Source organism: Pseudomonas sp. GW821-FHT02H06 (assembly GCF_059421525.1).
The window spans coordinates 128169-151776 of the sequence record NZ_JBWKVD010000006.1 but is presented as its reverse complement, the minus strand read 5'-3'; the positions used below and the strand labels follow the sequence as shown (position 1 = coordinate 151776).

The window sequence follows — 23608 nt, the reverse complement described above, 5'->3', positions numbered from 1 at the left end:
CATGACTCGCAGAGTAGCGTTGATTACCGGGGCCGCCAGCGGGATCGGCCAGGCCCTGGCGGTGGCGTTCGCGCACAAGGGCGTCGCGGTGGTGGGCGGCTATTACCCGGCCGACCCTCATGACCCGGAGATCACTGCGCGGCTGGTCGCGGAGGCGGGCGGCGAATGCCTGATGGCGGAGCTGGACGTCACTCAAACGGCCTCGGTTGATGCCCTGGCCGAGCAGGCCATCAGCCGCTTCGGCCGCATCGATTACGCCGTCGCCAATGCCGGGCTGCTGCGTCGCGCGCCGTTGCTGGAGATGACCGACGCGCGCTGGAACGAGATGCTCGATGTCGATCTCACCGGCGTGATGCGCACCTTTCGCGCAGCGGCTCGGCACATGGGCGAGGGCGGCTCGATGGTGGCGATTTCGTCGATTGCCGGGGGCGTCTATGGCTGGCAGGACCACGCCCACTACGCTGCGGCCAAAGCCGGGGTGCCGGGGCTGTGCCGCTCGCTGGCGGTGGAACTGGCACCCCGGGGGATTCGCTGCAACGCGGTGATTCCGGGTTTGATCGAAACGCCGCAATCGCTGGACAGCAAGAACTCACTGGGACCGGAGGGCCTTGCCAAGGCGGCCCGTGCCATCCCGCTGGGCCGTGTCGGCAGGGCCGATGAAGTCGCCTCGCTGGTGCGATTCCTCTGCAGCGAGGAGTCCAGTTATCTCACCGGGCAAAGCATCGTCATCGATGGCGGCCTGACCGTGCGCTGGCCGGAGTAGGGCGCAGCGCTGATCCGCTGTTGATCGCGCTACAGGCGCTGGACTGAAAGAGGAAACACCATGCAACTGAAAAACAAGCGCGCTGTGATCACGGGCGCCGGCAGCGGGATCGGTGCTGCCATCGCCCGCGCGTTCGCCGAGCAGGGCGCGCGGCTGGTCTTGGCCGATCGCGACGCCGTTACCCTGGCGACCACCGCTCAGGCCTGTCGCTCATTAGGTGCCCAAGTGGTCGAAAGCGTGGCCGATGTCGGCACCGTCGAGGGCGCGCAGGCAGGTGTCGATGCCTGCGTCGAGCACTTTGGCGGCATCGATATTCTGGTCAACAACGCCGGCATGCTGACCCAGGCCCGCTGTGTCGATCTGACCCTGGACATGTGGAATGACATGCTGCGCGTGGACCTGACCAGCGTGTTCATCGCCAGTCAGCGCGCCTTGCCGCACATGCTGGCGCAGCGCTGGGGACGCATCATCAACGTCGCGTCGCAGTTGGGCATCAAGGGTGGCGCCGAGCTGACCCACTACGCCGCGGCCAAGGCCGGGGTGATTAGCTTCAGCAAATCCCTTGCTTTGGAAGTGGCCAAGGACAACGTGCTGGTCAACGCCATCGCGCCGGGGCCGATCGAGACGCCGCTGGTGGCCGGTATCAGCAGCGCCTGGAAAACCGCCAAGGCGGCCGAGCTGCCCCTGGGGCGCTTTGGCCTGGCGGAAGAAGTCGCGCCCGTCGCGGTGCTGCTCGCCAGCGAGCCCGGCGGCAATCTGTTCGTCGGCCAGACCCTGGGGCCGAATTCCGGCGATGTGATGCCTTGATGCATCAGATCGAATAAAACAGGAGCGAAAGACCATGTGTGGACTCTGCGGCCTGCTGGGTGAAGACGTGCACTGGAGCGACCCGCTGGGCGACGAACTGCCCCGTCGCCGCGAACGCCTGCGCCGGATTGCCGCGATCAACAAGGTGGTCGCGCCGTTCCGCCTGAAGGTCGAGGACTTTCAGGGCGTCTCCTACCTCCTGCTCGGCGCCACCGGCAAGCAGGAACTGGCGAGCGGCCTCGACCAATTGTGGCAACGGGCCGAGCAGTTGATCGGCCGCCCGCTGGATCCGCTGGATGAACGACTGCTGGACCACCTGGAGCAGCACCCATGAGCATCGCGCTGAACGTCATCACCGGTTTTCTCGGCAGCGGCAAGACCACCTTGCTCAAGCGCCTGCTGCAGGGCGAAACCCTCGGCGACACGGCGCTGCTGATCAATGAGTTCGGCGACGTCGGGATTGATCACCTGCTGGTAGAAGAGGTGGCGCCGGACACCGTCCTGCTGCCCAGCGGCTGCGTCTGCTGCTCCATTCGCGGTGAGTTGCGCGACGCGCTGACCGACTTGCTCCAGCGCCGGGCGCGGGGCGAAGTGCCGGCGTTTCGACGCATCCTCCTGGAAACCACGGGCCTGGCCGACCCGGCGCCCATTCTGGCGACGATCAACAATGACCCGCACCTGCGCGGCCGTGTTCACATCGGATTGGTGGTGACGGTGGTCGACGCCAGCCATGCCGCGCTGCAGGAACGCCTGCACCCGGAATGGATGGCCCAGGTCGCGGCCGCCGACCGGCTGCTGATCAGCAAGACCGACGTCGCCGACGAAGACGCGCTGCGAACGCTGCAGCAGCGTTTGCATGCCATCAACCCCGCGCCGGTGCTGACCACGGATGCCATTCAGAGCGGCGATCAACTGCTGCTCGGTGACGGGCTGCACAGCAGTGATCCCGCCCAGGAGGTCGCGCGCTGGCAGCTGATGGGCACGCGCTCGACAGCCGCCCGCCACGGTGAGGCGCAGGTCTGCTACCTGACCTTTGAACGCCCGCTGGACTGGGTCGCCTTCGGGGTCTGGCTGTCCATGCTGCTAAGATGCCACGGCGAACGAATTCTGCGCGTCAAAGGACTGCTCAACGTGAACAACAGCCACGCCCCCGTCGTCATTCATGGCGTGCAGCATTGCCTGCACGCGCCGGTGCACCTGCCTTCATGGCCGGGCGACGACCATCGTTCGCGGCTGGTATTCATCGTGCGCGGGCTGGACACCGCGCTGCTGCGCCGCTCGTTCGAGGTGTTCAGTGAACGCCTGGCGCCGGCGCCCCGGGAAGCGCTGGCATGACCGTGACGCTGAGGGTACTGGGCACTTCGGTGACGCTGCTTGAATCCCTGCGGGTTCGCGCCGAAGCAGACCTCGGTATCAAGCTGGTCTATCAGGTGCATGACGTGCAGACCGCCCAGCGCATCGCGGTCATGCAGCCCGACAGTTACGACCTCTATGACCAGTGGTTCCACAACGTGGATTTCGTCTGGCCCGCCCGCGCCATTCAGCCCATCGACACCCGCCGTGTTGCCCTGTGGCACGAAATCAACGACCTGCCCAAACGCGGCAGGCTGTCGGCCAGTGACCGCCTCGGCAGCGGCAGCGTGCCCAGCGAGCGCCTTTTTGTGCAGCACGACGGCAGCCTCGGCAGCGCGGTGAGTGAGCGCATCAGCATGTTGCCACTGACCCACAACGCCGACAGTTTCGCCTATCGTCCCGAGCGCCTTCCCGCCGGCTTCAGCTCGGCGGACGAGAGCTGGGGCTGGCTGATCGATCCGGCCTGGTGCGGGCGGGTGGCCCTGCAAAGTGACGCGGCCATCGGCGCACTCGACGCCGCGCTCGCCGTGCAAGGCGCAGGGCTGGCGCAGTTCCGCGACATCGGCAACCTGAGCATCGAAGAGATCGACGTGCTCGCCGACATCCTTGTGCGCAAGCAGGGGCAGGGCATGTTCGGCGCGTTCTGGTCAGACGATGAAGAAGCGGCGGAGCTGATGTTGCATCCGACAATCGACATCCAGAGCTTATGGTCGCCGACCCTGGTGCGCTTGCATCGGGCCGGCGTGAAATACCGCGTCGCCGTCCCGCGCGAGGGTTATCGCGGCTGGTTCGGCGGGTTGTCCCTGTCGCGCCATACCAAGGGCCCGGTACTCGATGCGGCCTACGCCTACCTCAACTGGTGGCTGTCCGGCTGGCCCGGGGCGGTGATGGCCCGCCAGGGTTATTACATCGGCAACCCGGCCCGCAGCCGCGAACACCTGAGCGCGGCCGAGTGGGATTACTGGTACGCCGGACTGCCCGCCCGGGAACAACTCATGGGCAGCGACGGCCTGCCGCTGATCGACATCGGCGAAGTGCGCGATGGCGGCTCCTACGAGCAGCGCATGGGCCACATCGCGGTGTGGAATGCGGTCATGGATGAGCACAACTACCTGGTGCGCCGCTGGGGGGACATCTCCCGGGCCGGCAGCAAGGGCTCGCGCAGGCAGTGAAGCCCTCGCGCGAGCCGCAAGCCGGGGCGTGGCGGACCGCTGCGGCGGCGTCCCTGCAAAATGCCCGGCGGGCTGATTGACCGATAAACACATTCACAAGCGTCGATTACTCATGGACTATAGGCGCCATTTGGCGCGCCCCTCATGGGGCCAGCGCTCGTAGCTTCAGGATCCTGTGAATGAACATCAAGATTGACGCGCTGATCGCCCGCAAGATCGGCTTCGCCTCCCACCAGAATGCCGTTCCCCTCGTGCGTGAATTGAGCCTCTGGAACCAGGAAGAAACCACCCTCGAAGACCTGGTGCTGACCCTGAGCACCGACCCGGAGTTCGTTGAAAGCCGAAGCTGGAATATTGATCGCATCCACGCCGGCGATCGCCTCAGCATCCCTGATCGCGACATCAAGCTGAACGCCGGTTACCTGTCCGGCCTGACGGAAAGCCTTAACGCCGACGTGGTGATACGCGTGTCCCGGGGCGAAACGGTGCTTGTCGAACAGCGCTTCCCCACCGAGCTGCTGGCCCGCACCGAATGGGGCGGTCTGAGCGCGATGCCGGAATTGCTCGCCGCGTTCTGCATGCCCAATGACCCCGCAGTCGACCGGGTGCTCAAAGCCGCCTCGCAAGTGCTGCGCCGTGCCGGCAAGAAAGACGGCATCGACGGCTACGAAAGCAAATCCCGCACGCGCACCTGGGAACTGGCTTCCGCCATCTGGTCGGGGGTGTGCAGCTTTCAACTGAGCTATGCGTTGCCACCCGCCAGTTTCGAGCAGCAGGGCCAGAAGATCAGACCACCGAGCGTGGTGCTGGAAAACGGCGTCGCGACCTGCCTCGACACCGCGTTGCTGTTCGCGGCCGCGCTGGAGCAGGCCGGTTTGAATGCGTTGCTGGTCATGACCAAGGGTCACGCATTCGCCGGCGTCTGGTTGCAGCCTCAGGAATTTTCCCAGTTGCTGACCGATGAAGCGTCGGCGGTGCGCAAGCGTCTCGACCTGAAAGAAATGCTGGTCTTCGAGACGACCCTCGCGACCCAGGCACCCGCGCCGAGTTTTTCCCGGGCGGTGGCCGCCGCCGAGCGGGAACTCGACGATGAGCAGTTCATCATGGCCATCGACGTGCACCGCGCACGAATGCAGAAGATTCGTCCGATGGCGCTGGTGTCAGCGGTTGTTCCAGTCGATGGCGCCGAGGAAGCACCGCCCGTGGCGGAAGGGCTGGAAGAAGCGCCGTCGCTGCCGGGGTTCGATGTCGAGATCAATGAAGACGCCTCGGGGCCGGCCGGAAAACTTACCCTGTGGCAACGCAAACTGCTCGATCTGACCACCCGTAACCGTCTGCTTCACTTGCCGGACAGCGCCAAAGGCGTGCGTCTGCTGTGCCCCGATCCGGCGGCCCTTGAAGACCTGCTCTCCAGCGGCCAGCGCATCCGCGTGGTGGCCGTCCCCGATTTGAAAAGCAGCGGCCGCGATGAGGCCCTGTATGAACAGCAGAACAACGAAAGCCTGGTCGACGAGGTGGCCCGTCAGGCGCTGGCGCGCGGCGAAGTCCTGGCCAGTCTGGAGAAGGTCAAGCTGGAGGCCACGCTGATCGACCTGTTCCGCAAGGCCCGCAGCGATATCGAGGAAGGCGGCGCGAACACGCTGTTCCTGGCCATCGGCTTTCTGAAGTGGAAGAAAAGCGTCGACGACCCGAAAACCTATTCCGCACCGCTGATTTTGTTGCCGGTGAAACTCGAGCGCAAAAGCGCTTTGTCCGGGGTCACCCTGAGCCTGCTCGACGAGGAGCCGCGCTTCAACCTGACCTTGCTTGAGCTGCTGCGCCACGACTTCGAGCTGGTGATTCCCGGGCTGGACGGTGAGCTGCCCAGCGATGGCAGCGGCATTGATGTGGCCGGGATCTGGAACAGCGTGCGCCGGGCGGTGCGCGATGTACCCGGCTTCGAGGTCAGCACCGAGCTGGTGCTGGGCACCTTCTCGTTTGCCAAATACCTGATGTGGAAAGACCTGAACGCCAACGCGGCGCAGCTGCTGCAAAGCCCTCTGGTCAAGCATCTGCTGGACCCCGACGCAGCGGGTGAAGGCTTTTCCGGTTCGGCCGAATTTCCCCGCCCCGAGCGTCTGGATGCGACCGTCACGCCGGCGCAGCTGTTCGCCCCCTTGCCGGCCGACTCGTCACAAGTGGCAGCGGTGGTGGCGTCGGCCAACACCCACAGCTTCGTCATGGACGGGCCACCCGGCACCGGCAAATCCCAGACCATCGCCAACATGATCGCCCACAACCTGGCCCTCGGCCGGCGTGTGCTGTTCGTGGCAGAGAAACGCGCCGCCCTTGACGTGGTGTTTCGTCGTTTGGCTGAAAAGGGCCTTGGCGAGTTCTGTCTGGAGCTGCATTCCAGCAAGGCGTCCAAGGTTGAAGTGCTCAAGCAGCTGGACCGCGCCTGGGACGTGAGTGAAGCGTTGAGCGCCGAGGAATGGGAGCGGGAAGCCGCCCGGTTGCAGACCCTGCGCTCACGGCTCAATCAACTGGTCGACGTGCTGCACCGACGCTGGGATAACGGCCTGACCTTGCATCAGTCCATCGGTCGGGTGGTTCGCGACCACAGCGCTCAGACGCCAAGAATGAGCTGGGGAACGGGCACGGAACACGATGGAACCGAGTACGCCGGGTTGCTGGATCTCGCCCGTCGCCTGGGACTCAACGGCAGCGCCGCCCGCGAGCTGTCAGGCAAGTTCGGCGCCCTGGCGCAGACGCAATGGTCGAACGCCTGGCAGGCACAGATCGCCAGCGTCGCCCGTGAGATTCCCCAAGCCCTTGATCAGTTGAACGCCGCCAGCGAGCGGCTCCTGGGTCTGACCCACGTGCCGTTGCCGGTTGCTGAAGTGGCGCAGGTCCAGCAGCTGCATGAGCTGGTTGCCCTGATCCTTGAATCCCACGGGCTGAACCTGTCATTTGCCTTTGCACCCGACGCTGCCGCGCGCATCGAAGCGGCCCGGCGCAGTTGCCAGTTGATCGAGAGCTATCGGGAGCTTGAAGAAACCCTGTCTCTGGATTACGCCGATGAAGCGTGCCGTCGTGTGCCGGTCGCGCAAATGCGCACCGAGTGGCATGAAGCCGAGGGCAAGTTCTGGTTCCTGGCGACGCTCGCCAAGAAAAAAGTGGCGAAGAAGCTGGCCTCTCTAGGGGGCGCGGCGGGCCTGCCGGACACTTTGGGCGACCTCGCCATTTTTGAACGCCTGCAGGCTCAGCTACTGGAGCTGGACGGGTTGGCCAGCGACATGCAATCGATGCCCGGCTGGAAAGGCATGACCAGCGACCCGGTGCGAACGCTGCAGGCCGTGACCTTGGCCGAGCGTCTGCGCGGCATGCTGATCGGGCTGGCGGAATCACCCGAGCACTTGGTTGCCTTGCGCGGCGCCGTGGCGCGTCTGGTGATCGAGGCGAACGACATGTTGGCGCCGAGCAGCCAAATCGCTTCCGCCTGCTTGACGTTGCAGCAGGCGCTGTCGCGCTTTGAGGAAGCGGCGCGGTCGTTCGCCGGCCTGGCGGGCACGGCCACCGAGACTCACCCGAGCGTGGCCGTTCTTCGGACCACGTCACTCGCCATCCAGCAGCACGAAGAGCAGCTCAAGGCGTGGTGTGACTGGTGCCGCGTGAGGGAACAAGCGAGCGAGGCCGGCCTGGCTACTCTGGCTCAGGCACTGGAAACCGGCAGCCTGTTGCCGTCTGCCGCAGAGGACACCTTCGTCACGGCTTATGCCCACTGGTTCGCGACCCAGGGCATCGACGGCGAACCCTTGCTGCGCAATTTCGTGGCGGCCGAACACATGAGCGACATCGGCGCTTTCGTGCGTCTGGACGACGAGCTGGCAAAACTGACCGTGCGCTATATCCGTGCCAAGCTCTGCGGCTTGATTCCGTCCAAGAATGACATTCCCAAGAGCAGCGGCTTCGCCATCCTCAAGCACGAATTGCAGAAGTCGCGCCGGCACAAACCGGTCCGGCAGCTGGCGATCGAGATGGGCGATGCGCTGAATCGCCTGGCCCCTTGCATGCTCATGAGCCCGTTGTCGATTGCCCAGTTCCTGCCCGCCGACCAACCGCCGTTCGATCTGGTGATCTTCGATGAGGCGTCGCAAATCGCGCCGTGGGACGCCATCGGTTCGATTGCCCGGGGCAAGCAGGTGATCATCGCCGGTGACCCTCGGCAGATGCCGCCCACCAACTTCTTCAACCGTGGCCCGAATGCCGGCGACGACGACACCGCCGAAGACATGGAAAGCATCCTCGACGAATGCCTGGGGGCAGGGGTGCCGAGTCACAGTCTGAGCTGGCACTACCGCAGTCGCCATGAAAGCCTGATTGCCTTCTCCAATCACCGTTACTACGACAGCAATCTGATCACTTTCCCGGCCGCGGAAACCCGCGCCAGTGCCGTAGAGTGGCGCAAGGTCGAGGGTGTGTACGCCAAGGGCAAGGGGCGTTACAACCAGGCCGAGGCCCAGGCCATCGTCGATGAAACCGTCAAACGCCTCACCGACCCCGCGTTCGTGGCGGCGGGGTATTCCATCGGCATCATCACGCTTAACTCCGATCAACAGAAACTGATCAACGACCTGCTGGACGCGGCCCGCAAGCAATACCCCCAGATCGAGCCGTTCTTCCAGGACACCCAGACCGAGCCGGTGGTGGTCAAGAACCTGGAAACCGTCCAGGGCGACGAGCGTGACCTGATTATGCTGGGCATTGGTTATGGCCCCACCGAACCCGGTGCGCCGGTGATGTCGATGAACCTCGGGCCGCTCAACAAGGACGGCGGATGGCGCCGGCTCAACGTCGCCATCACCCGGTCCCGCCGGGAAATGCTGGTGTTCACCTCGTTCGATCCGTCGATGATCGACCTCAACCGCACCAACGCGCGGGCCGTGCGCGATCTGAAGCACTTCATCGAGTTTGCTCAGCGTGGTCCGAAAGCGCTGGCCGAGGCGGTTCAAGGCTCGGTGGGCGGTTACGACTCGCCGTTCGAAGAAGCCGTGGCCCAAGGGCTGAGGCGTCTGGGGTGGCAGGTCGTTCCGCAGATCGGCGTGTCACGTTTCCGCATCGATCTGGGCATCGTTCACCCGGACCGCCCGGGCGATTACCTGGCGGGTGTTGAATGCGACGGTGCCACGTACCACAGCGCTGCCACCGCCCGGGACCGGGACAAAGTGCGCGGGGCGATTCTCACCGGCCTGGGCTGGAACCTGCTGCGGCTGTGGTCCACCGACTGGTGGGTGGATAAGGAAGGGGCGTTGCAGAAGCTGCACGTGGCGCTGAACGACCTGCTGGCTGAATCGCGACGGGACGGCGCTGCCGAACGGGCCGATGAGGCCGTCACCGCGCCGCTCCTGGTCGACTTCACAGCGTTACCGGAACCTGAGGCTGCGGCTGACGACGAGGTGAATGAAACCCCGATTGGTTAGATTGATCTCCGGGGCCCGTCTTAGCAGATTCTGGTTTTACTTGCTGAATGCTGGCGGCCAGTCGAGGTGACAGAGGCGCCTGATCGTCAGCATCTCACTGACCGCACGCGGTCTTTCAGTGGGACCGGCTTCAGCCGGGAAGAGGCCAGTGCAAGCGCCCTCACTTTTGCGGTGTGGCGCCTGACGCCTTCCCGGCTAAAGCCGGTCCCACAGTCGAGTTCACGCTCAATCTCACTGACCGCACGCGGTGTCTTAGTGGGACCGGCTCCAGCCGGGAAGAGGCCAGTGCAAGCGCCATCACTGTTGCGGTGTGACGTCTGACGCTTTCCCGGCTAAAGCCGGTCCACATTGCTGCCTCGGCCTCGGCTGACACCGGGGCCTGGCTTCGTCCGACTGGTTAAAGGTCAGTGATCTCTTTGTGGCGCGGTACCAGCGTCTTCATCACACTCCACGCCACCAGGTAGGCGAGGGCGCAGATCGCGAACATGATCATGTAGCCGGTGTGGATGTCGTTGATCGACTTGTAGTAGTCGAACACCCAGCCGCCGATCTTGGTCATGACCACGCCGCCCAGGCCGCCCGCCATGCCACCGATGCCGACCACCGACGCCACGGTTTTCTGCGGAAACATGTCGGAGACGGTGGTGAAGATGTTGCAGGACCACGCCTGGTGTGCGGACGCGCCGATGCCGATCAACAGGACGGGCACCCAAAAGCTGATATAGCCGAACGGTTGCGCCAGCAGCACCACCAGCGGGAACAGCGCGATCACCAGCATGGCCTTCATCCGGCCGTCATAAGGCTTGTCACCGCGAGCCATGAAGTAGCTCGGGAACCAGCCGCCGCCAATGCTGCCGACCATGGTCATGCTGTACAGCACGAACAGCGGCAGCACGATGGCCTGGCCTTTCATCCCGTACTGCGCCGATAGGTAGGTCGGCAGCCAGAACAGGAAAAACCACCACACGCCGTCGGTCATGAACTTGCCGAAGGCAAACGCCCACGTCTGGCGATAGGTGAGCAATTTGAACCAGGAAACCTTGGCCGCAGGCGCGCCCGGCAGCGGGGCCGCCTTGACGTGCTCAACCTCGTCACTACGGATATAGGCCAGTTCTTCAGCCGTCAGGCGTTTTTGCTGATCCGGCTTTTCGTACAGCGCCATCCACACGCCCAGCCAGACAAAACCCAGCAGGCCGACCACGATGAACGCGGATTCCCAGCCCCAGAATACCGCGATCAGTGGCACGCAAATGGGCGCCGTGATCGCGCCAACGTTGGCGCCGGAGTTGAAAATGCCGGTGGCGAACGAGCGCTCTTTTTTCGGGAAGTATTCGGCGACCGCTTTGATCGCAATCGGAAAGTTACCGGCCTCGCCAACCGCCAGCACGGCCCGCGACAGCATGAAACCGGCAATGGACACCGGAATGGCGGCGAATCCCAGGGCGGTGGTGATCGCGCCAATGCCTTGTCCCAGCGGCACGGCAAACGCGTGCATGACCGCGCCGGTGGACCAGACACTGATGGCCACCACGAAAGCGGTTTTGGTGCCTATCCTGTCGACCAGACGCCCGGCGAAAATCATCGAGATCGCATAGACGAACTGAAACACCGAAGCGATGTTGGCATAGTCGGTGTTGCTCCAGCCAAACGTCGTGGACAGCTCCGGTGCCAGCAGGCTGAGCACCTGACGGTCCAGGTAGTTGACTGTGGTGGCGAAAAACAGCAGCGCGCAGATCGTCCAGCGGTATTTGCCGATGGACCGGGTGGCCGCCTGGGTAATGCTTTGGGGGTGGGTAGACTCGTTCGGGATCATGGCATCACTTTTTTATTATTGGGGTTATCGATTGTGATCGTCTGTCGTCGTACAACGCTGTAGGTATAGCGAGCGTTTCACCAGGCTGTCAATGTTTGCACGCGAAACATCGCCGCCCCATGCTCATCAGGCTTCAGATGTCACCCGGGGGAGGCGCTGGCTTTTCGGAAAAGCCGTGAGGTGTGGCCCTAAGGTCCGCGTCAGCCTGATCGGGTCATGCCGCCTGGCTGACTATCAGATCGGTCTATCAGATCGGCGTGTTCATGAGTTCACGCACGCGGGCGGCCAGGGTCTCGATGCCGAAAGGCTTGATGAGCACATGCATGCCAGGCTCCAACTGGCCGGCACCGATCGCCGCCCCCTCCGCGTAGCCGGTGATGAACAATGTCCGCAGGCCCGGACGCACCAGACGCGCAGCGTCTGCCATCTGGCGTCCGTTCATGCCACCGGGCAGACCGACATCGGTGACGAGCATGTCGATGCGCATGTCGGAGCGAAGCAGATTCAGGCCACTGGCGCTGTCCGTCGCTTCCAAGAGGGTGTAGCCGAGTTCAGCCAGGACCTCGGTCACCAGCATGCGCACCGTGGGTTCATCATCGACGACCAGAATTGTTTCGCCGATGCCCGCTGTCGAGGCCGCGGCATCTGGTTCGTACAGCTCATTTACGCTGGGCGTTCCGTGGTAGCGGGGGAGGTAGATGGACAGCGTGGTCCCTTGTCCGACCACCGAGGCGATACGAACCTGCCCCCCGGATTGCTTGGCGAAACCATAAATCATCGAGAGGCCCAGGCCAGTGCCCTGACCGATGGGTTTGGTGGTGAAGAAGGGGTCGAAAGCCTTCGCCACGACGTTGGCTGGCATGCCCGTTCCGGTGTCGGTCACGCTGAGGGTCAGGTATTCGCCCTCGGGGACCTCCAGCAGCGGTGCTTCCGCTGTTCCCACGAACTGACAGCGGGTTTCGATGGTAATGCTGCCGCCGTCCTGCATGGCGTCCCGCGAGTTAATACACAGATTCAGCAACGCATTTTCCAGCTGGCTCGCATCGACCAGTGCCACGCAGCTGTCCGGCGAGCCAACGGTCTGCACGCTGATGCTGGGGCCCACGGTGCGCTGGATCAGCTCGGTCATGCCCTCGACAAGGCTGTTGATCTCGGTGGGCCGGGGATCCAGGGTTTGCTGGCGGGAGAACGCCAGTAATCGGTGGGTCAGGGCAGCCGCCCGTTTGGTCGCGCCCTGGGCCGTCGTCAGGTAGCGGTCGACATCCGTCAGACGACCTTGAGCAAACCGCGCACTCAACAACTCCAGCGAGCCCGAGATGCCCGCGAGCAAGTTATTAAAGTCATGGGCAAGCCCGCCCGTGAGTTGCCCCACGGCTTCCATTTTCTGTGACTGGCGCAGCTTTTCCTCGGTCTGCATCAACGCGGCGGTGCGTTCCGCCACGCGCTGTTCCAGGGTCTCATTGAGGGTACGCAGGGCCGCGGTTGCCAGGTCGCGCTGGGCTTCGACCGAACGCCGCTCCTCGACGTCGATCAGCACGCCCGGAAAGCTGAGGGGAACACCGTCCTCGCTGAAGTTGACGCGCCCGTTTGCCTCGATCCAGTAGTATTTGCCGTCCGCCCGACGGACCCGGTATTGATGGGCGTAGGCGCCGCCGCGACGGATGGCCTCGTCGATTGCCGTCATCAGGCCCGCCCGGTCTTCCGGATGCACGGTCGCCACCACTTGCTCAAGGCTGAGGCCTTCGTAACCCAGCATCGGGTCGAGGCCGAAGGCCCGGGCGAACGCTTCATCGACGGTGAAACTGTTGCTGGGCAAGTCCCAGTGCCAGGTGCCGAAAATGGCCCCGGCGGCCAGGGCCAGCTGCACCCGCTCGACGTTCGCGCGGGCGATGGCTTCGCTCTGGCGCAGACGCTCCTCGGCATCACGCCGCCCCGTCACGTCGTTGAAGATGATCGCAATCTGGCATTCGGCGGGATCGCCAACGGGAACGGCGCGCACGTCAAACCAGCGCTGAAAAGCTTTGGCGTAGCTCTCGAAGGTGGCCGGCACGCGGGTTTTGGCAACCCGTCCGTAGGTATCGAACCAGAATTGTTCCAGGTCCGGGGCAAATTCCCGGACCCATTTACCGCGCAGGTTGACCCCGGCCTCACGTTCGAAGGCCGGGTTGGCTTCGAGGAAGCAATAGTCGATCGGGTAGTCATTGGCATCGAACTTGACCTGAACGATGGCGAAGGCGGCTTCGACCGTTTCCAGAATCGTCCTGAAACGCTCCTCGCTCTGCCGCAGTGCAGCCTCGGTGTCACGAATCGGCGTGAGGTCGAGCATCGCGCCGATCATGCGCACCGCGTTGCCTTGAACGTCGCGGATGACGTGGCCACGGTCGAGGACCTGAGCGTAGGTCCCGTCCACCCGGCGAAACCGATACTCCTCACTCCAGCCGGTCTGTCTGCCGTCGATCACGTCATGGATCGAGGTGACGATGCGCTGCCTGTCATCGGGGTGAATCTGCGCAATCCACCAGTCGCCGGTCATTTCGACCGTGGCGAGCGGATGCCCGTAGACCCGTTCCAGGGCGTCGTTCCACAGGACATGGTTTTCCTTGAGGTCCCAGTCCCAGATCGCATCGTTGGTCGCTTTGACCGCGAGGCGGTAGCGGACCTGAGCGTCTTCGATCGCTTGCTCGGCAACCTCTTCGGCGGCGCGCTCGGCCGTGTGGTCGAGCGAGCCGGCGACATCGTTCGGTCGTGTGCCGGTGCACAGACTGTCCAGCCTCATGGCTTCACTTTTCTTCAACGCCGACCGCAACTGCATGACTTCAGCCTCGAGGGCTTCCCGGGTCAAATGCTTCAAGTTTCCACCTGCAAACGTAACGTTATGACCTGAGGTCGGAGGTGCGCCATGCTCCCTCCGGGACTGCGCCAGCCGGCTGATCCAGCACGTATCGGCGGCCAGCGTTTTACGCTGCATGCTGGCAGAATGCAATTTGGCTTGCAGAAAAGACTCGGGCGGCAAGATAAAGGTTCCGGCGCCGGGAATGATTCGCCAGGCCGGTATGGAATATTTGTTCAGTTCGGGGCTGAGCTTTTAGTTTGCTGACAGCTGCGCATCGCCTGCGTCCCACCCGCCGCCCAGCGCCCGGAAGGTCGCGACCGCAGCGCGGGCGTCGTTGGCGTTGAGCTGGGGCATCTGATCGCGGGCCCTCAGCAGTTCGCCCCGGGAGGCAGCGAGTGGTTTGGGCAAACAGCTCGATCAGTTCCGGCAGGCGCGCGGCGGGGGTGGCGCCGTACAGCGTGTTCAGCAGGCACAAGCCATGAACGTTCTCGGGATGCTCCAACGCGAAATTGATAGCGGCAGGGCCTGCGGCATCGTGGGCAACCGGGACGATTTTGCCCAGCTGCAGGCCCTCGACCACCGCCTGCAAATCGCCCAATTGCTGCCTGAAGCTGTAAACCGCGCCGTCGTGTTTGTCCGAAGCACCAAAGCCCAGAAAATCAAAGGTCACCACGCTACGGCCAGCGAGGGTCAGGTGAGGCACCAGACCGTCGTAGATGTGCAGGTTGTCGGGAAAGCCGTGCATCAACACAAAAGCCGGCCCGGTGCCTGGGTAGTGCCGCGCATACAGCCGACCGCCCTCGCGGGCAATCCAGTGTTCGGTGTAGGGCGTGGCCAGGGGCTGGTCAGAAATGCTCATCAGAAATCCTCACGGTTAAAGGTGCAGCCGAGCATGGCCGGGGCCTGTCGAGGCCCGCGTTCATCGATCAATGCAGTGACTACGGGTGGGGCACCCCGGGGTTGGCCGGTGCCGATGTGAGACAGGATGCGGCTCTTGGATGATGGTCACAATGTCATTGATCCCACCTTTTCGGACACAGCTTTCACAGGCGTCGCGGGAGCAGTGGCCTCCGCGAATTTCCTTCTCCATCCATTGCTCCTGCCTGCCCCGGCGCGCTTCGATGGCCTCCTGGTAAAGGGGTTTTCTGGGGATTTCGACCGCCGCGCTACGGCCCCGCGTACCCTCGTAGGACTGGCTTTAGCCGGGAACGCGTTGGGCGTCACGCTACAGACGGATGACATGCACACTGGCCTCTTTCCGGCTAAAGCCGGTCCTACGAAAAGCACCGCGTATAGCCGCCAGGACCGGTTTTGGCCGGGAAGGGGCGTCTGGCGCTAATCTGCCATCCGCCCCAGCACCAACGCCATGAACGCCACCGACGTTGCGCTGTGGTAGTTGTTCTTGCGGCGCAGGAGCGAGGCGCCGCGTTGGGGCGCCGTGTCGGTCAGCGGGAGGGTATGCAGTCCGCGGTCTCGCGTGGCAATCGTTTCGGGGAGAAGGGTCGCCACCGGCGTGTGGCGGATCACCTCAAGCAGGGTGGCTACCGAGTTGACTTCGATCACCACCCTGGGCGTGATGCCCGCGCGGGCGAAATAACCGTCGATGCAGGTCCGGGTCGCGAAGTCCGCCGTCAGCAGCGCGAAATCCAGGTCCGCCACCTGAGCGGCGGTCAACGGGCTCGGTGAGTCGTACAAGGGGTGATCCCGGCCCACCATCAACCCGAGGGTTTCGACAAATGCCGGGATGCACTCGATGTCGGGGTTGCGCACCTGATCGAACGCGATGGCGATGTCCAGCGAATCATCGGCCAGCCCCCGTTCGATGTCGCCCATGGACAGCTCGAAAATGTCCAGATGGATGTTCGGGAACCGCGCGGCGTAGTCACGCACCAGCGGGCCGACCAGATACGCCATGAACGTCGGGGTCATGGCCAGGCGCAGGCTGCCCCGGGACAGATCCTTGACGTCGTGCAACGCGCGCTTGCCCGCCGCCAGTTCCACCAGCACCCGCCGCGCGCATTCGATATACGCCAGGCCTGCGTCGGTGGGTTTGACCGTGCGAGAGGTGCGGTCGAAGAGGCTCACCCCGAGGCTCTCTTCGAGCTGGCGGATCTGCTGCGAAAGCGTCGGCTGCGAGACATGCAGCACCTCCGCTGCACGGGTGAAACCTCCGTGGTCGGCGACCGCCAACAGATAACGCAGGTGTCGTAACAGCATGGGATTGTTCACCAAGGGCAAGGGCAGACCGGGTGAGTGTACGTCCCGCCTCGCCTCATGCGGCGGCATTTGCCTGGCGAGCGTGCACGGCGCAGGTGGAAGGGTGATCCAGCAACGACTTGAAGCTGCGGTTATCGGCGTCCAGGGCGTCGATCGAGCCAGTCTCGATGTCGTAGACCCAGCCGTGCAGATTCAACAGACCTCTGTCCTGAGCCAGGCGCACGCTGGGGTGGGTTTGCAGATTGGCCAGTTGCGCGATGACGTTTTCGCGCACCATCGAACCCACCTTTGCCGCTTCGCTGATGTGACCCCGCGACTCGTTGATGACCTTCGCCGAGGCCGCATGCTCCAGCCAGCCGGCCACTGCGGGGAGGTGATTCATGCAAGTGCACTTGGCGACCGCCGTCATCGCGCCGCAATCGGAATGGCCGCAAATCACGATGTCGGTTACGCCCAACACGGCGACGGCGTATTCAACGGTGGCCGACACGCCGCCCGGGTGCGGACTGTAAGACGGCACGATATTGCCGGCGTTGCGGATCACGAACAGCTCGCCGGGTTCCTGCTGGGTCAACAGCTCCGGCACCACGCGGCTGTCCGAACAGGTGATGAACAGCGTCCCGGGATGCTGGGTCGTCGCCAGGTGCTTGAACAGATCGGTGCGTTGTGGAAACACTTCTTTCTGAAACTTTAAAAGACCGTCGATGTGTGCCTTCATGATGTATTCCTCTCTCCCTCATTCCACGTAGGTTGTGATCAGTGAGTTCAACCGCTGCCCTTTAGTGCTTGAAGCGGGCCCCCCGTTGCGGCGGGCCCACGTCTCTGCGCGGGTGCAACTTAGAACGGACGCAGTGGGAGGAACTTCCCGTCCAGGGTAATCACTGCACGATGGCCGCCTTCAGGGTCTTCAACTTTCTTCATGTCCAGTTTGAAGTTGATCGCGCTGATGATGCCGTCGCCGAATTGTTCGTGGACCAGCGCTTTGAGGGTGGTGCCATAGATCTGGATCATCTCGTAAAAGCGGTAGATGGTCGGGTCGGTAGGCACGCCGCCAAGGCTGCCGCGCAACGGGATGATCTGCAGGCGGGCAACGGCGTCGTCATTCAGCTCAAGCTTCTCGCCAATCACTTTCGCCGCATCCGCCGGCAATGGGTGCTGGCCCAGCAGCGCGGCGGTGACATAGGCCAGGCCCAGGCCGGTGCCGTCGGTCAGGTCCTGGAAGGACAGGTTCTTGCGCTGTTTGGCGTCGAGGATTTCGGCGGTGAGTGCGAGGCTGGTGTCGTTGTAGGCGTGGGACTGCGTCATGGTTTTCTCCTGGCGATGGTTGGACTTGCCGGTTGATGATGCTGATGTGGGTGGTGAGGCGTGGAGCAATCATCTTCCCATCCGCCGATAGCGTCCAAGACCGATAAACAATCCTTCGCATAACCGCTGCCTATAGATCCGCGCCAGCGTGGCCATTGGTCTCAGGCTCTGGCTCAATCCCCTCGAAATCGGCTGCCCATCGTGGTGCGAAAATGCTCGACCAGAAAAAATCCACGAACACCCGGGTTTTGGGCTCAAGGATGCATTCGGGCATTGAACGATGTGTTTTAAACGGCAATCGAGAATGCGCTTGACCTTGCCGCAATGGAAAGGTCTAGCGTGACGGCTTCGTCTCTACCCTCATCCAGGATGCTTCGTCATGAAAAAGATTGCCGCCGTTGTCAGCGTCATTGCTCTGCTTTCCGTAACCGCCGTCAGGGCCGACCAGACGGAGGACGTCAAACAGATGCATGAGGCCTACCAGCAATCGATGGGCGCCATGAAAGACGACATGCACCACGGCATGATGAGCGACGACCCCGATGTGGCGTTTGCCGCCGGCATGCTGCCGCACCACGAAGGCGCGGTGGAGATGGCGAAGATCGAGCTTAAATACGGCAAGGATCCGGAGATGCTGGAGCTGGCGCGCAAGATTGTGGCGGCGCAGGCGGCGGAAATTACGCAGATGAAGAATTGGCTGAAGGCGCATCCGGCTCAATAAAGCAACGAAGTAATACGCCCCTGATCAGGGGCGCAGACAGCGGGGGCAGGGCAAGGAGGTCGCTGCGTCGAGCGCGTCAATGGGTGATGTTCGATTCGATTTTCTTGCCCATGCTGATGCGCGGTTCGGTTGAGTACCCCATAGACTCATAGAACGCCTGGACGCTTGCATTGGTGCTGACGACCTGCAGGTTGATTTTCATGCACCCCCGCACTGTCAGGGCGTGCTCTGCATGACGAACCAGCTGCATGCCTACGCCATTTCTGCGATGAGACGGGTGCACCGCCACCGCATACAGCCATCCACGATGACCGTCGTACCCGGCCAGAACGGTCCCCACCACCTCGGTGTTCGTCAGCGCAACAAAAAAGAGGCCGTCCGATACAGCCAGCTTTTTGTCGATGGCGAGGCCGGGCGTGTTATGGGCGGTTTCGTAGCCGAACACGGTGTCCCAGAGTTCGATCACGGCCTGGCGATGAAGCGTGTCCGAATAGTCGGTGATGACAGCCATGGTGAGGCTCCTTATTCAGCGGAATGGGCGGTGAGATTTTCTGCGCTGGCGATCGCCAGCTTATCTTCCCGGAACCAGTGCCAGCCGACAGGCCAATCCCAGAAAGACCGCACCCAATAGCTGATTAAGGCGCTTGGCAATGCGGGCATTGGTCGCCAGCGTGTGCCCGATTTTACTGGCGAGGAGTATCACTGCGCCGTTCACCAGCAAACCGATGACGTTCAGAACCGTGGCGAATATCAGCATCTGCGCGACCAGCGAAGCTTTCGTCGGATCAACGAACTGCGGAAACAACGCCAACACGAACAGTGCCATTTTTGGGTTGAGCAGATTGGTCACGACTCCCTGCCGAAAGATACTCAGAAGGGGCGTGGCTGCGAGGTCCGCATCTGCACGCAGCGGCGATGGGGCGCTGAACGCTTTCCAGGCGAGAAAAACCAGATAGGCAGCCCCCGCGAACCGCACCGCGTCGTAGGCAGCGGGGACATTGATCAACAATTGCGACAGTCCGAGTGCGGCAGCCAGCGCGTGACAATAGGTGCCCACCTGAATACCCGCCAGTGAGACGAAACCGGATGCTCTGCCCTGACTCATGCTCCGCGATGCAATCAACAGCATGTCCGGGCCCGGTGTCAGCGTAAGCGCCAGGCAGGCGCCAGCGAAAAGCAGCAATACTGAGAGATCGATCATCAAGTTCCTTCCCGAGGCAATACGAACGGCATGTGCAGGCACGCATGTTACCGGAAGGTGGCGCTGGCTGGAGGTCCCTTGCGGGATGACGCCATTCAGTGGCGCCACGAGCCATGGGGCAATTCCACGTGCCTTTCAGCCCTGGCCAGCGCGACTTTCAGCGCCTCCCGGTTTAATGGAACGCAGTAAGCGGGTTTGGCCCGTTCGAATCGCCAGCTTTCGTCGAGGTTACCGGCGTCGACCGCGTCGAATCCCACCTCGTCCAGCAGCTGTATGGCCAGCGCTTTCGCTGCAGGGTCATCGGCGGCCACCGGCAGTGCGCGTCGGTCGTGCGCCGTACCTGGCCGAGCATCCCGGATGAGGTCATCCGCCAGGATCGCATTGAACACCTTCACCACTGTGGCGCCAGGCAGATGCTCGGCGAGCCGCCTGCTGGTGGTGGTCTCACACCTGTCGAGCGCCGGGAAAAAGCCGTCCCGTTCGGGGTAGTAGTTATTGGCATCCAGCACCGTTTTACCGGCAAGCCATTTAGCTGAAAGGGTGGGGTAGTGCTTGAAGGGAATGGCGACCAGGACCACATCGCCAAAGGCAGCAGCGTCCTCAATCGTGCCGATCCGGACGCCGGGTATCTGGACGAGCAAGCCGTTCAGGGTCTGTGGGCCACGTGAATTGCTGAGCATGACTTCATGACCTCCGGCGATGACCCGTTGCGCCACTGCCTGGCCGATAAAGCCTGCCCCGATGATGCCTATGCGCATGTGACTGCTCCCGATGGTTTGCAAGAGCCGCCATGATGATTGCGAACCAGCTGCAGATAAATGATCATCAGGCACTTAGTCTCCCCACCCGGAGTGTTGAATCATGGATCGTCTCAGCAGCATGGAAGCCTTCGTCACGGCGGCGGAATGCGGCTCCTACGCCAAGGCGGCCGAACGCCTGGGGTTGTCGCCGCAAATGGTCGCCAAGCATGTCGCTGCGATCGAGCATCGACTCGGCGCACGACTGCTGAACCGCACCACTCGGCGCCAGAGCCTGACCGATCTGGGCCAGGCGTATCTGGAACGCTGCAAACACATCCTGAGTGAAGCGAAGGCGGCGGATTCCCTTGGGGAGATGATGAACGACACCCCGCGCGGCAAGCTGAAAATCAGCGCCCCCACTACCTTCGGCTCCTCTCGCCTCATGCCCTTCGTGACGGAATTTCTCCGGCAGCATCCCGAGATTGAGATCGATCTGCAATTGACTGATCGCTTCGTTGATCTGATGGAGGAGGGGGTCGATATCGCGTTCAGGATCGGCCCGCTGGACGTCTCCAGCCTGACCGCCCGGCCGCTGGCGCCTTATCAACTGGTCGCTTGCGCCGCGCCTGGCTACCTGACCGAACGCGGCGTGCCGCAACGTCCGCAGGACCTGAGCCAGCATGAGTGCCTGGGGTACGCCTGGTGGTCGCGGCCGACTGACCGCGAGTGGGTTTTCTGCAAAGGGTCAACGGTGGAACGGGTTCAGGTGGCCAGTCGATTGAGGGTCAATGAGGTCCGCGCGCTGCTCTCTGCGGCGCTGGACGGTTTCGGCATTGTGCTCGGCCCTTGGGATTTCCTCGAGTCCGCGGTACGCAGCGGCGCGCTGGTGCGAGTGTTGCCTGACTATGAGGCGCCGAGCCGGGCCATGCATATGCTCTACACCGGCAGCCGACAGCGAACGGCCAAGCTGCGCCGATTCATTGATGCGGCGCTGCTGCAGTTCGGTTGAGCGCTACGTGCAGGTCGGCGCCGCGCCTGGTTTGAGGACACAGCTATTGCGTTTACCGCACACCGGACGACGCTGGCGCCTGTTTCTCCCTCTGGCTGCCTTGTCCTGAATGCCGGATCGGCCAGACCTGCGCAACGGCAAACACCCCCTCGAACACCGTAAACCCGAGAATCAGAAAACTCGCACCGTGGGCGACCGCATAAAGCTGCCACGTCGCGAACAGCGTTCGCGCCAGTGCGTCGTATAACCCCACGCGACGGCTCGGTTGCGCCAGGCGCCAAAGCGACCAGACCACCACCAGGTTGCCGAGCAAATTGGCGAACAGCATTCCGCTGACATCCAGCACGGGCACCGGCCGCTCCAGTGCCAAAGCGGCCGACAGCGCGGAAAAGGCGCTGAACACCCACGCGGCGGTCCAGGGCGTCATGAACCCCGTCGTCATTATCAAATCGTAAAAGGCGCTGCTTCTGACGATGCGTCTGTTGGTCTTTGCGCTGATCATGATCTTCCCTCACAGTTGAGCCCGCAGGCTAAAGCCTGGTCTTAGGTCCAGAGTCAACGTGAGCATTGAACGTCATGAAAATAGGCGAAGTGGCAGTGCGTGCGGGGGTGTCCGTGGACGCCTTGCGTTTTTATGAAGAGAAAGGCCTGATCAAACCGCAGCGCAGTGCCAACGGCTATCGCCACTACCCGGAGGAGACCCTGCAGCTGGTGGGGTATATCAAGCTGGCGCAACAGCTGGGGTTTTCGCTGAAGGAGATTGGCGAAAACCTGCCGTTGCTGTGGAACAGCGAGCAGGTCTCCAGCGACGTGCTGAGAGGATTATTCGCCGAGAAAATCGCGATGCTGGACGAGCGCATCGGGCAGATGCACGCGCTGCGTAATCTGTTGGCCGAGCGGGCGGGGCAGGTCTGTCCGTTGTTGGGCACTGGCGCCGCTGACGTGCCCTGAAGGACACGTCACTTCGCAATACCCGGACGTCAGTTACGACGCCATCAGTCGCACAACGCCTGGCTGCGACGCATCGCAATCGGCCGCACCAGGCTCAGCAATCCTGCCAGCGCCATGGCCGCACCGACCCACAGCGGCGAACGCAGACCCAGGCCTGCATCGATCGTCACGCCGCCCGCCCAACTGCCGAATGCCAGCCCGGCGGTGATGACCGAGGTGTGCATGATGTTCACCAGCGCGCCGGGCTCGGCGGCTTTCATGACGCGCGCGACCATCGCGGGGTTCAGCGCCACGCCGGTCAGCCCGAGGGCGAGGAAGCACATCAGGTTCAGCCACAGATGATCCCCGGCCAGGGCGAAGCCCGACAATGCCAGCACCATGATCGCAAGACCCCAGCCGACGATCGCCATCATGTATCGATCCGCCAGCCGGCCCACCACCCAGTTGCCCAGCACGTTGGCGACGCCATACAGCGCCAGCAGCGGGGCGACGAATTTCGGTGCCACGCCGACTTCTTGAATCAAGATGGGCGTGCAGTAGCTGAACGCGGCAAAGGTGGCGCCGATGATCAAGCCGCTGGTGAGGTACGCCGCCCAGAGGGGCGGATTCTTCATGTCCGCGACTTGTTGGCGCAGCGGCGGTTCGCTGCCATTGGCGCCTGCCGGCAGGCGCTTGCTCGCGAGCACCGTGCAGAGCATCGCCAGCACTACTACAAGCCAGGCGCTCGCACGCCAGCCGAAGTGTTGCTCGACCCACGTGGTCAGCGGCACGCCGACGACAGGGGACAGCATCAGCCCGGCGAGGACCACCGAAACCGCTCGACCGCGTCGTTCCGGAGTGACGAGGCCTGCGCACACCGTCATGCACAAACCGATGCAGACGGCACTGGAAATGCCCATGACCACGCGTGCGGCAGCGAGCACCAGGTAACTTTGAGCGGCCGCTGCGACTGCGCCGGCCAGCACATAGCAGACGAGCAGCGCGATCAGAGAGCGTTTGTTGCTGACGCCTTTGGACAGCAGCAACACGGTCACAAGGGGGCCGCCGATGGCCATGCCTAAAGCGTAAAAGGCGATCAGGTTGCCGACTTGGGCGAGGCTGACCGAGAACGCGTCGGCCAGCGCGGGCATCATGCCGGCGACCATGAATTCGGCCGTCACCAGCGAGAAGATCGTCAGGCCCAGAAGGTAGACGGTGGACGGGAGTTTGCTGCGGCTGGACATGGGGTTCCTGAGGGGTAAAGAAGGCCGGCTACCCTAGGGAT

20 protein-coding genes are annotated in these 23608 nt (G+C 63.1%); 9 read left to right on the top strand and 11 right to left on the bottom strand.

Annotation, left to right across the window (positions count from 1 at the left end; all coding sequences use genetic code 11):
- The first annotated feature begins 1 nt into the window (after nt 1).
- The 6 genes from AC07VF_RS12560 (at nt 2) to proA (ending at nt 9554) form a co-directional block, all read left to right on the top strand.
- A complete protein-coding gene (locus AC07VF_RS12560) occupies nt 2-763 on the top strand; it encodes an SDR family NAD(P)-dependent oxidoreductase (protein ID WP_495009429.1) in 762 nt (253 codons plus the stop codon).
- Nucleotides 764-823: 60 nt separating this feature from the next.
- The gene (locus AC07VF_RS12555) at nt 824-1570 is read left to right on the top strand and encodes an SDR family NAD(P)-dependent oxidoreductase (protein WP_495009430.1); all 747 of its coding nucleotides are present in this window, start codon (nt 824-826) and stop codon (nt 1568-1570) included.
- Nucleotides 1571-1604: 34 nt separating this feature from the next.
- The gene (locus tag AC07VF_RS12550) at nt 1605-1904 is read left to right on the top strand and encodes a hypothetical protein (protein ID WP_065989066.1); all 300 of its coding nucleotides are present in this window, start codon (nt 1605-1607) and stop codon (nt 1902-1904) included.
- Complete coding sequence (locus AC07VF_RS12545; protein WP_495009431.1) at nt 1901-2905, top strand: CobW family GTP-binding protein; 1005 nt, start codon at nt 1901-1903, stop codon at nt 2903-2905. The genes AC07VF_RS12550 and AC07VF_RS12545 overlap by 4 nt, the downstream gene beginning before the upstream one ends.
- Nucleotides 2902-4095: an ABC transporter substrate-binding protein gene (locus tag AC07VF_RS12540; protein ID WP_495009432.1), complete on the top strand. Its 1194-nt coding sequence runs from the start codon at nt 2902-2904 to the stop codon at nt 4093-4095. Before AC07VF_RS12545 ends, AC07VF_RS12540 begins: the two co-directional genes overlap by 4 nt.
- Before the next feature lie 179 nt (nt 4096-4274).
- A complete protein-coding gene (gene proA / locus AC07VF_RS12535) occupies nt 4275-9554 on the top strand; it encodes an anti-phage protein ProA (RefSeq protein ID WP_495009433.1) in 5280 nt (1759 codons plus the stop codon).
- Between the two features lie 397 nt (nt 9555-9951).
- Here the strand turns inward: proA and AC07VF_RS12530 are convergent, their stop codons facing one another.
- The 6 genes from AC07VF_RS12530 to cynS form a co-directional block, all read right to left on the bottom strand.
- Nucleotides 9952-11367, bottom strand: coding sequence for an MFS transporter (locus AC07VF_RS12530; protein ID WP_495009434.1), 1416 nt, complete (start codon nt 11365-11367; stop codon nt 9952-9954).
- 247 nt (nt 11368-11614) lie between these two features.
- Nucleotides 11615-14179, bottom strand: a complete 2565-nt coding sequence (locus AC07VF_RS12525; RefSeq protein ID WP_495009507.1) for a PAS domain-containing protein — start codon at nt 14177-14179, stop codon at nt 11615-11617.
- A gap of 145 nt (nt 14180-14324) precedes the next feature.
- Nucleotides 14325-15059 (bottom strand): alpha/beta fold hydrolase, encoded by a 735-nt coding sequence (locus AC07VF_RS12520; RefSeq protein WP_495009435.1) that lies wholly within the window; start codon nt 15057-15059, stop codon nt 14325-14327.
- 476 nt (nt 15060-15535) lie between these two features.
- Nucleotides 15536-16417 (bottom strand): transcriptional regulator CynR, encoded by an 882-nt coding sequence (gene cynR, locus AC07VF_RS12515; RefSeq protein WP_423574268.1) that lies wholly within the window; start codon nt 16415-16417, stop codon nt 15536-15538.
- A 55-nt stretch (nt 16418-16472) separates the two neighbouring features.
- The gene (locus AC07VF_RS12510) at nt 16473-17135 is read right to left on the bottom strand and encodes a carbonic anhydrase (protein WP_495009436.1); all 663 of its coding nucleotides are present in this window, start codon (nt 17133-17135) and stop codon (nt 16473-16475) included.
- A 119-nt stretch (nt 17136-17254) separates the two neighbouring features.
- On the bottom strand, nt 17255-17722 hold the full coding sequence (cynS, locus tag AC07VF_RS12505) for a cyanase (protein ID WP_192172533.1): 468 nt from the start codon (nt 17720-17722) through the stop codon (nt 17255-17257).
- A 379-nt stretch (nt 17723-18101) separates the two neighbouring features.
- On the opposite strand from cynS, the gene copM reads away from it, so the two are divergent.
- Entirely contained in the window at nt 18102-18443 is a 342-nt protein-coding gene (copM, locus tag AC07VF_RS12500; RefSeq protein WP_346625727.1) for a CopM family metallochaperone, read from the top strand.
- Nucleotides 18444-18519: 76 nt separating this feature from the next.
- Here the strand turns inward: copM and AC07VF_RS12495 are convergent, their stop codons facing one another.
- The 3 genes from AC07VF_RS12495 to AC07VF_RS12485 all read right to left on the bottom strand — a co-directional run bounded on the left by AC07VF_RS12495 (nt 18520) and on the right by AC07VF_RS12485 (nt 20402).
- On the bottom strand, nt 18520-18954 hold the full coding sequence (locus AC07VF_RS12495) for a GNAT family acetyltransferase (RefSeq protein ID WP_495009437.1): 435 nt from the start codon (nt 18952-18954) through the stop codon (nt 18520-18522).
- Nucleotides 18955-19014: 60 nt separating this feature from the next.
- Nucleotides 19015-19644: a LysE family translocator gene (locus AC07VF_RS12490; RefSeq protein WP_495009508.1), complete on the bottom strand. Its 630-nt coding sequence runs from the start codon at nt 19642-19644 to the stop codon at nt 19015-19017.
- 95 nt (nt 19645-19739) lie between these two features.
- Nucleotides 19740-20402, bottom strand: a complete 663-nt coding sequence (locus tag AC07VF_RS12485) for an NADPH-dependent F420 reductase (RefSeq protein WP_495009438.1) — start codon at nt 20400-20402, stop codon at nt 19740-19742.
- Between the two features lie 103 nt (nt 20403-20505).
- Here AC07VF_RS12485 and AC07VF_RS12480 point away from each other — a divergent pair, with 103 nt between their 5' ends.
- Entirely contained in the window at nt 20506-21393 is an 888-nt protein-coding gene (locus AC07VF_RS12480) for a LysR family transcriptional regulator (RefSeq protein WP_495009439.1), read from the top strand.
- 52 nt (nt 21394-21445) lie between these two features.
- Here AC07VF_RS12480 and AC07VF_RS12475 read toward each other — a convergent pair whose 3' ends face one another.
- Entirely contained in the window at nt 21446-21820 is a 375-nt protein-coding gene (locus AC07VF_RS12475; protein WP_495009440.1) for a hypothetical protein, read from the bottom strand.
- 149 nt (nt 21821-21969) lie between these two features.
- Between AC07VF_RS12475 and AC07VF_RS12470 the strand changes: the two genes are divergently transcribed.
- Nucleotides 21970-22344: a MerR family transcriptional regulator gene (locus AC07VF_RS12470; RefSeq protein WP_495009441.1), complete on the top strand. Its 375-nt coding sequence runs from the start codon at nt 21970-21972 to the stop codon at nt 22342-22344.
- Nucleotides 22345-22388: 44 nt separating this feature from the next.
- Here the strand turns inward: AC07VF_RS12470 and AC07VF_RS12465 are convergent, their stop codons facing one another.
- Nucleotides 22389-23567 (bottom strand): MFS transporter, encoded by a 1179-nt coding sequence (locus AC07VF_RS12465; protein ID WP_495009442.1) that lies wholly within the window; start codon nt 23565-23567, stop codon nt 22389-22391.
- Between the last annotated feature and the right edge of the window lie 41 nt (nt 23568-23608).

Bases quoted from the DNA above. Each gene is read 5' to 3' on its own strand.
- AC07VF_RS12495 (WP_495009437.1), bottom strand. From the start codon at position 18,954: ATGGCTGTCATCACCGACTATTCGGACACGCTTCATCGCCAGGCCGTG.
- AC07VF_RS12520 (WP_495009435.1), bottom strand. From the start codon at position 15,059: ATGAGCATTTCTGACCAGCCCCTGGCCACGCCCTACACCGAACACTGG.
- AC07VF_RS12490 (WP_495009508.1), bottom strand. From the start codon at position 19,644: ATGATCGATCTCTCAGTATTGCTGCTTTTCGCTGGCGCCTGCCTGGCG.
- AC07VF_RS12550 (WP_065989066.1), top strand. From the start codon at position 1,605: ATGTGTGGACTCTGCGGCCTGCTGGGTGAAGACGTGCACTGGAGCGAC.
- AC07VF_RS12525 (WP_495009507.1), bottom strand. From the start codon at position 14,179: ATGCAGTTGCGGTCGGCGTTGAAGAAAAGTGAAGCCATGAGGCTGGAC.
- AC07VF_RS12510 (WP_495009436.1), bottom strand. From the start codon at position 17,135: ATGAAGGCACACATCGACGGTCTTTTAAAGTTTCAGAAAGAAGTGTTT.
- AC07VF_RS12470 (WP_495009441.1), top strand. From the start codon at position 21,970: ATGAAAATAGGCGAAGTGGCAGTGCGTGCGGGGGTGTCCGTGGACGCC.
- proA (WP_495009433.1), top strand. From the start codon at position 4,275: ATGAACATCAAGATTGACGCGCTGATCGCCCGCAAGATCGGCTTCGCC.
- AC07VF_RS12560 (WP_495009429.1), top strand. From the start codon at position 2: ATGACTCGCAGAGTAGCGTTGATTACCGGGGCCGCCAGCGGGATCGGC.
- AC07VF_RS12555 (WP_495009430.1), top strand. From the start codon at position 824: ATGCAACTGAAAAACAAGCGCGCTGTGATCACGGGCGCCGGCAGCGGG.
- AC07VF_RS12530 (WP_495009434.1), bottom strand. From the start codon at position 11,367: ATGATCCCGAACGAGTCTACCCACCCCCAAAGCATTACCCAGGCGGCC.
- cynR (WP_423574268.1), bottom strand. From the start codon at position 16,417: ATGCTGTTACGACACCTGCGTTATCTGTTGGCGGTCGCCGACCACGGA.
- AC07VF_RS12545 (WP_495009431.1), top strand. From the start codon at position 1,901: ATGAGCATCGCGCTGAACGTCATCACCGGTTTTCTCGGCAGCGGCAAG.
- AC07VF_RS12480 (WP_495009439.1), top strand. From the start codon at position 20,506: ATGGATCGTCTCAGCAGCATGGAAGCCTTCGTCACGGCGGCGGAATGC.
- copM (WP_346625727.1), top strand. From the start codon at position 18,102: ATGAAAAAGATTGCCGCCGTTGTCAGCGTCATTGCTCTGCTTTCCGTA.
- AC07VF_RS12475 (WP_495009440.1), bottom strand. From the start codon at position 21,820: ATGACGCCCTGGACCGCCGCGTGGGTGTTCAGCGCCTTTTCCGCGCTG.
- AC07VF_RS12465 (WP_495009442.1), bottom strand. From the start codon at position 23,567: ATGTCCAGCCGCAGCAAACTCCCGTCCACCGTCTACCTTCTGGGCCTG.
- AC07VF_RS12485 (WP_495009438.1), bottom strand. From the start codon at position 20,402: ATGCGCATAGGCATCATCGGGGCAGGCTTTATCGGCCAGGCAGTGGCG.
- AC07VF_RS12540 (WP_495009432.1), top strand. From the start codon at position 2,902: ATGACCGTGACGCTGAGGGTACTGGGCACTTCGGTGACGCTGCTTGAA.
- cynS (WP_192172533.1), bottom strand. From the start codon at position 17,722: ATGACGCAGTCCCACGCCTACAACGACACCAGCCTCGCACTCACCGCC.